At 45.5% G+C, this 7,515-nt stretch carries 7 protein-coding genes and 1 pseudogene; all 8 read left to right on the plus strand.

Annotated elements, in window-relative coordinates; translation table 11 throughout:
* Positions 1–416, plus strand: a 416-nt coding sequence (gene hisE, locus CGZ90_RS18700; RefSeq protein ID WP_106408327.1) for a phosphoribosyl-ATP diphosphatase, incomplete at its 5' end; no start/stop codon positions are given.
* Positions 417–809: 393 nt separating this feature from the next.
* Positions 810–2,441 (plus strand): tetratricopeptide repeat protein, encoded by a 1,632-nt coding sequence (locus tag CGZ90_RS18710; protein ID WP_094254034.1) that lies wholly within the window; start codon positions 810–812, stop codon positions 2,439–2,441.
* An 89-nt stretch (positions 2,442–2,530) separates the two neighbouring features.
* Positions 2,531–3,441, plus strand: a pseudogene (gene trxB / locus CGZ90_RS18715) (thioredoxin-disulfide reductase).
* Between the two features lie 322 nt (positions 3,442–3,763).
* A complete protein-coding gene (locus tag CGZ90_RS18720; RefSeq protein WP_240515486.1) occupies positions 3,764–4,231 on the plus strand; it encodes an NUDIX hydrolase in 468 nt (155 codons plus the stop codon).
* Positions 4,232–4,276: 45 nt separating this feature from the next.
* Positions 4,277–5,152, plus strand: a complete 876-nt coding sequence (gene rapZ / locus CGZ90_RS18725) for an RNase adapter RapZ (protein WP_094254036.1) — start codon at positions 4,277–4,279, stop codon at positions 5,150–5,152.
* Positions 5,153–6,103 (plus strand): gluconeogenesis factor YvcK family protein, encoded by a 951-nt coding sequence (locus CGZ90_RS18730; RefSeq protein WP_094254037.1) that lies wholly within the window; start codon positions 5,153–5,155, stop codon positions 6,101–6,103.
* Between the two features lie 42 nt (positions 6,104–6,145).
* Entirely contained in the window at positions 6,146–7,087 is a 942-nt protein-coding gene (whiA, locus tag CGZ90_RS18735; RefSeq protein ID WP_094254038.1) for a DNA-binding protein WhiA, read from the plus strand.
* 39 nt (positions 7,088–7,126) lie between these two features.
* Positions 7,127–7,393, plus strand: coding sequence for an HPr family phosphocarrier protein (locus CGZ90_RS18740; protein ID WP_094254039.1), 267 nt, complete (start codon positions 7,127–7,129; stop codon positions 7,391–7,393).
* Positions 7,394–7,515: the final 122 nt, after the last annotated feature.

Below are 7,515 nucleotides of genomic sequence, written 5' to 3' on the forward strand. Positions count from 1 at the left end.
TCAGATTCGACTGTGACAAGGACGCACTAGTCATACTAGTCGAGCCAAAAGGACCAGCTTGCCACACCGGTTCATACAGCTGTTTCTCTTCTGCAGATGCAGGTTTCAAAGAATCAGAACCCGATCCCGACCGCTATGCAATATTAACAGAATTGCAGAATGTCATCGCACAGCGTGAAAAAGAGATGCCAAAAGATGCTTACACAACTTACTTGTTTGAAAAAGGCGTGGATAAAATTCTGAAAAAAGTCGGCGAAGAAGCAGGAGAAGTGATCATCGCCGCAAAAAACAGAGACCCAGAAGAACTAAAGTGGGAATCAGCAGACCTTTTATACCACCTGCTCGTCCTCCTGCAAGAACAAAAACTCCCATTCGACGAAGTCCTATCTGTACTTAAAGAAAGACATTCTAAATAATCAAAAAGGACCGGCATCCTCAAGGATGCCGGTCCTTTTTGATTTAAATTCGAGTGAGAAAGAAGGGTTTGGTTCTCGGACGGTAAATTGGCGATCATCTTCTTCGAAGTAAACAAGGGGTCCGGTACCGAGATTATCACCTTCGGTATAATCAAAACCGTTATCGGTACCAGACCCCACTGCGGGTCGCGAGGAAGAAAAGATGGTTTTAATTCTTGGACAATAATTCCTCTTACACATAGCCACCACCGCTGTCAAAAAAATGTCGAAAACTTACAACAAGAAATGTGCAGGAAGTGGTTTACGGAAATTTTGGCTGTGTTATACTTTTTGAGTTGAAAACTTCTTGTATTTGTTCGATATAAAAAGAACGCATACATATTGGAGGAACAAATGGAGAAACAAAAAGAGGCCAGCCGTATTCGGGGCCGTGTCCTTCCTTTTTTGCAGGATGGCGATTATTTCTTTAAACGCGGCATTAAAGCTTATCATAAGAAAGATTTAAATAAAGCACGAAAAATGTTTGAGAGAGCGGTGTTCTTCCAGCCGGAGGAGCCTGCTTTTCTGTGCCAGCTCGCTTCGGTGCTGGCAGAGCTTGGGGAGTATGAGCTTTCTAACGATTACTTGCATGAAGCACTTGCCTATACAGAGGAAGAAATGGCAGAATGCTATTATTTCATGGCGAACAACTATGCACACCTTGGCCTGTTTTCAGAGGCAGAGCAGTATGCTCTTTTGTACATGGAGAATGAGCCTGACGGAGAATTTTTCGATGATTCACAGGAACTGCTCGACCTCATTCATTTCGAGAGTGATGATAAGGATATCAGCCAGCTTCTAGTGGAGGAAGACGACTTGATCCTCAAACATGATGAAGCGAAGCGTTCGATCGAACGAGGAGAGCTTGTCCTAGCCAAAGAACAGCTCAACGATATCATTGAAAATCACCCTACTTTCTGGGCTGCGTATAATAATCTTGCACTCACTCATTTTTATAAAAGTGAATATGAAGAAGCGCTGAGTGTACTTCAGAGTGTACTGGAAAAAAATCCAGGCAACTTGAATGCTTTGTGCAACATGGCGATTTTCCTGTCACAGCTTGGCATGAAAGAAAACGGCCGAGTTCTTTTAAACCGCTTGAAAGGTGTCCATCCGATTCATCCGGATCACCGGTATAAACTTGGAAACACGTTCGGTCTGCTCGAGGAGCACGAATATGCCAACCGCTGGCTGCTGGCACTTAAGAAGACACCGCTGATGCATGATCCGGTGGTGAATCATGCGCTCGCTGTTTCCTTTTACGCATTAGGAAAGCCTAATCTGGCGCTCAAGTATTGGAAGCGTACGGCCGATATTGATCCAGACGGAAAAGTTGTGCCTCATTATTTGACGAAATTGGAAGAGGGCACTCTTTCTGTGTCAGGAAGCGATTATCAGTATCGTGTGCCAAAACCTTCTATTCCAAAGAAACTGCCGGAAAACCGCAAGATGACAAGCATGATCGAGCGTTTCAAACAGATAAGAAAATCTCTTGAAAAAAACAAGCTAGCGCATTTATTCCTGCTCAGAGGGAATAAGAATGAAGAGAGTTATGAATTGCTTCAGGATGTGTGCAAGAGAGAAGATGAGCCGCTTTTCTTGAAGGAAATCGCTGCGGCTATCATGCTTGAGCACGACCCGGCAACATCCGTCATCCTTGTGCACGGCGGAAACACGGCAGAAATATCTTCACCTTCTCCGGTGCTCAGCAGCGGGATGGATATCATTCAGTGCCTGAAGGAAAATGGGACATCGATCGATGAAGATGTGATGTTTTACTGGCTTGAGACGGTCCGTTTTGCTAAGGAAGAAGAAAAGAAAATCCTGCATAATACTGCTGGTGCGGCGGCAGCCATCGATTATATGGCACGCAAGCATAAAGGCAAGACGTCGCAAAAAGCAATTTCTGAATTGTACGGTGTATCGGTGTCTGTACTTTCATCACGTGTAAAAAAAGTCAGCGAATGGCTTGGCAGAAGCATCTGAATGTTATGAGCAGATAAATAGACATCCTATTTTCAACCCGTTACGATGGGACTATAAATAAGAATTGGCTTATATAGGAGTGACGGCAAATGAGTGAAGAAAAAATTTATGACGTTGTAATCATCGGAGCCGGCCCTGCCGGAATGACAGCTGCAGTTTATACATCACGTGCCAATTTGAGCACATTGATGATCGAACGCGGTATTCCTGGCGGCCAGATGGCGAATACAGAGGATGTTGAGAACTATCCTGGATTTGACCATATCCTCGGACCGGAGCTTTCAACGAAAATGTTCGATCATGCGAAAAAGTTCGGAGCAGAATATGCTTACGGAGATGTTAAAGAAATTGTGGACGGCGAAGAATACAAAACAATTAAAGCCGGAAGCAAAGAATATAAAACACGCGCAATTATTCTTTCAACAGGTGCAGAGTATAAAAAGATCGGCGTACCTGGAGAAAAAGAACTGAGCGGACGCGGCGTATCTTACTGTGCGGTCTGTGACGGAGCATTCTTTAAAGGGAAAGAACTAGTCGTCATCGGCGGCGGAGATTCTGCGGTTGAAGAGGGCGTTTACCTGACGCGATTCGCTTCAAAGGTAACGATCATTCACCGCCGCGACAAGCTGCGTGCGCAGAAAATCCTGCAGCAGCGTGCGTTTGACAATGAAAAAATCGATTTCTTATGGAACAAGACAGTCAAAGAAATTCATGGAGAGAACAACAAAGTCGCAGGTGTAACGCTCGTTGATACAGTGACAGGAGAAGNNTTGGCATGCTTCCGCTGAACGCGGCATTCAAAGACCTTGGCATCACGAACGAAGCAGGGTATGTTGAGACGAACGAACAGATGGAAACGCGCATTCCTGGCATCTTTGCTGCAGGTGATATCCGCGAGAAAACACTTCGCCAGATCGTTACAGCGACAGGTGATGGCAGTATAGCGGCGCAGGCAGTTCAGCATTACGTGGAAGAATTAATGGAGAAGATTAAATCGTAATTTCAGCTTAATCAATCTGTAATAATGGTGCAATAAACATGGGGTATTATAAGAGTAAGAAATTGACCCCCTTTTTATAAAGCTTTTGCTTTAGCACGGAGAACCCTTCCGTGCTCTTTTTTTTGCATAAAATCAGAAACTTTAGGTCTTTTTATACGTATAGTAACAAGTTCAATTATTAAAAAATCGGTTTAACCGTGAAAATATGGACTCAGCCTTCCTCCTAAACGCCAATATATCGCGCTTTAACCATGAAAGCGCCTTTATTGTGAGGGGTTACATTATTTAGTATACTGATAGTAGTGTGCAGGATTAGACTGAGGTGAACGAATTGCAAAGAGTAGCCAATTGTGTGCTAGTTAAAGACGACAAGGTATTGCTTCTGCAAAAGCCGAGAAGAGGCTGGTGGGTAGCACCTGGCGGAAAGATGGAGCCAGAAGAATCTATCCGTGATACCGTGATCCGTGAATACCGGGAAGAAACCGGCATATATCTGAAAAATCCGCATTTAAAAGGCGTTTTCAACTTTATTATTAAAGAGAATGAAAAGATTGTTTCAGAGTGGATGATGTTTACGTTCCTTGCCAATGACTTTGAAGGGGAAGCACTGGAAGAAAGCGAAGAAGGGAAGATTGAATGGAAATCTTCCGCTGAAGTCCGCAGCCTTCCGATGGCGCCGGGTGATTATCATATCCTCGATTATGTGCTTCAAGGCAGCGGCATGATTTTCGGAACGTTCACATATACGCCAGAATTTAAATTATTATCATATCGCCTGGATCCAGCCTAAACGCTTCCAGGCGTGTTCTGACATAGAGACAGGGGGAGAGCGGCTATGGAAAACAAAGAACTGCAGACCGTTATAATTACAGGGATGTCCGGGGCCGGAAAGACAGTAGCGATGCAAAGCTTCGAGGACCTGGGATTCTTTTGTGTGGATAACCTTCCGCCTGCCCTTTTGCCTAAGTTTGTGGAGCTAATGGAGGAGTCTGGCGGTAAGCTGAACAAGGTTGCGCTCGTCATGGACTTGCGCGGACGCGAATTTTTTGACCAGCTGTTCGTGACACTTGACCAGCTCGCGATGAATCTTCATATTCAGCCGCAAATTTTATACTTAGACTGCAAAGATACGACACTTGTGCGTCGATATAAAGAAACAAGGCGGTCACATCCTCTTGCCAAAGGGGGCAACCCGCTGCAAGGGATCACACAGGAACGCGAGATGCTCGAGGAACTGAAGGGCCGGGCCCAGCAGATCATTGATACGAGTGACTTGAAGCCGGTGCAGCTCCGTGAAAAAATTATCCAGCGTTTTTCAACGACCGAATCGCACCCGTTTACTGTAAACGTGATGTCGTTCGGGTTTAAATACGGCATGCCGATTGATGCCGATCTTGTGTTTGATGTGCGGTTTCTTCCTAACCCGCATTATATTGACCATATGCGTCCGCGGACAGGTCTTGAAGCCGATATTTCCGAATATGTCTTGAAATGGCCGGAAACGACGATTTTTCTTGAAAAGCTGCTTGATCTGCTGCGCTTTATGATTCCTCAGTACAAACGAGAAGGAAAGAGCCAGCTTGTCATCGGGATCGGCTGCACAGGCGGCAAGCACCGCTCCGTCGCCCTTGCAGAATATATCGCAAAAGAATTGTCACAGGAACTTGCTACACTCAGCAGCCACCGCGACATGGGAAAGGATAAGGCGTAAATGGAAAATAAGCCCAAAGTGGTGGTTCTCGGAGGAGGAACCGGCCTTTCCGTTCTTTTGCGCGGACTGAAGCAGTATCCAGTCGATATTACAGCGATTGTCACCGTTGCAGATGACGGGGGCAGTTCTGGAAGACTGAGACTGGACTATGATATGCCGCCACCCGGAGATGTACGCAATGTCATCGCCGCTCTTTCAGAGGTAGAGCCGCTGGTTGAACGGATGTTTCAGCATCGCTTTACGACCGGAAACGGATTGTCTGGCCATTCGCTAGGGAATCTGTTATTGGCAGCGATGCATGACATTACGGGAGACTTTTTGACAGGTATACGCGAACTGAGCAGGGTTCTGAACGTGCGCGGCCAAGTTCTGCCTGCTGCAAAGAAAAGTGTCATGCTAAGCGCGATTTTTGAAGATGGTTCCATCGTCCAGGGGGAATCCAAAATCCCGTTGGAGAATAAAAAGATAGACCGCGTTTTCCTGACTCCAGCAGACATGGAGCCGCTTAGAGAAAGCGTGAAGGCGATACAGGCTGCCGATTTGATTGTTATCGGTCCAGGCAGCCTGTACACGAGCATCCTGCCTAACTTGCTCGTTAAAGGGATCGCTGATGCCATAAAGGCTGCAGATGTCCCTCGTGTTTACATCTGTAACGTCATGACTCAGTCAGGCGAGACGAACGGTTATTCCGCCGCTGACCATATTCAGGCCATCATCGATCACGTCGGCATAGATATCCTCGATATTGCTATCGTGAACAATGAGAGCATACCAGAGGAATTTCTGGAGCTGTATCGGGAGGAAGGCGCAGAGCAGGTCTTATGTGACACTGAAAACTTGGGCAGACTGGGAATCAGGGTAATCTGCGACAACATCATACAATACGGAACATTAGTCAGGCATGATTCGAAGCGTGTATCAGACCTGATGATGTCTCTGCTGCAAAAATAGAGAAAGAAACGGCTTGGTGCTTGCTGAAACGGGGTGAAAAAGGTGTCATTTGCTGCAGAAACAAAAAAAGAAATTACACAGCTTGAAATAAAGGGATGCTGCATGAAGGCCGAGCTTGCCGCGCTCATCCGCATGAACGGATCGGTTTCCTTCAGCAACCGCCAGCTCGTACTGGACATCCCTACGGAAAATGCGGCGATCGCACGCAGAATTTATACGTTAACGAAAAAAATGTACCCGTATCACGTCGAGCTTCTCGTCCGTAAGAAGATGAGATTAAAGAAAAATAACGTCTATATCGTCAGGGTATCAGAGGAAGCCCGTACACTTCTTGAAGATTTGAAGATTATCGACCAGGGATTTACTTTTACCCGGACGGTAGCAGATGAGTTTCAAAAGAAAAGCTGCTGCCGGCGCGCTTATATGAGAGGAGCGTTTTTGGCGGGAGGTTCAATCAACCACCCCGAAACGAGCTACCATCTTGAAATTTTTTCAATGTATGAAGAGCACACGGTTGCACTTGCTGATCTGATGAACACGTTCGATTTGAAAGCAAAGGTACTCGAACGCAAAAAAGGGTATATCATTTACTTAAAAGACGGAGAAAAAATATCAGAGTTTTTAACGCTGATCGGCGCTCATACGGCCATGATGCATTTTGAAGATATTCGAATCCTCAAAGATATGAGGAATTCCGTAAACCGTCTCGTAAACTGCGAAACCGCTAACCTGAACAAAACAGTAGGTGCGGCGATCCGCCAGGTAGAGAACATTAAATTTATTGAACAGGAAGCAGGCTTAGGTGTGCTTCCGGATAAATTAAGAGAAATTGCCGAACTCCGCGTGAAACATCAAGATATAACATTAAAGGAGCTTGGAGAAATGGTTTCATCAGGGACCGTCAGTAAATCAGGCGTAAACCACCGTCTGAGAAAAATAGACGAGATCGCTGAAAAACTCCGTTCAGGCCAGCCTATCAGCTGATATGAAAATAGAGAAAATGAAGAGCAGGAGGAAAAGAGAATGGTAGAAAAAAAAGTGACCGTACAGCTAAAGTCAGGTCTTCAAGCTCGTCCCGCTGCACTGTTCGTACAAGAAGCAAACCGTTTTACTTCTGATGTATTCGTTGAAAAAGACGGCAAGAAAGTAAACGCGAAAAGCATTATGGGTATTATGAGTCTTGCGATCGGATCGGGTGCGGAGCTCGTTATTTCCGTAAACGGATCAGATGAAAGTGAAGCAGTTGAAGCACTAGCTGCATTTGTAGAAAAAGAGCAGATCAGTCAATAATAAGAGAAGCGCAGGCGTAAAAAGAGCCTGCGCTTTTTTTATGCTGGCCCAAGTTTAATGATTCTTAATGAGGCACTGTTAATCGGCTGATTGGCTACATTGTTAAAAGGCGGATATGTTAT

Origin of the sequence: Fictibacillus aquaticus (assembly GCF_002245695.1) — a bacterium.
Taxonomy (GTDB): Bacteria; Bacillota; Bacilli; order Bacillales; family Fictibacillaceae; genus Fictibacillus; species Fictibacillus aquaticus.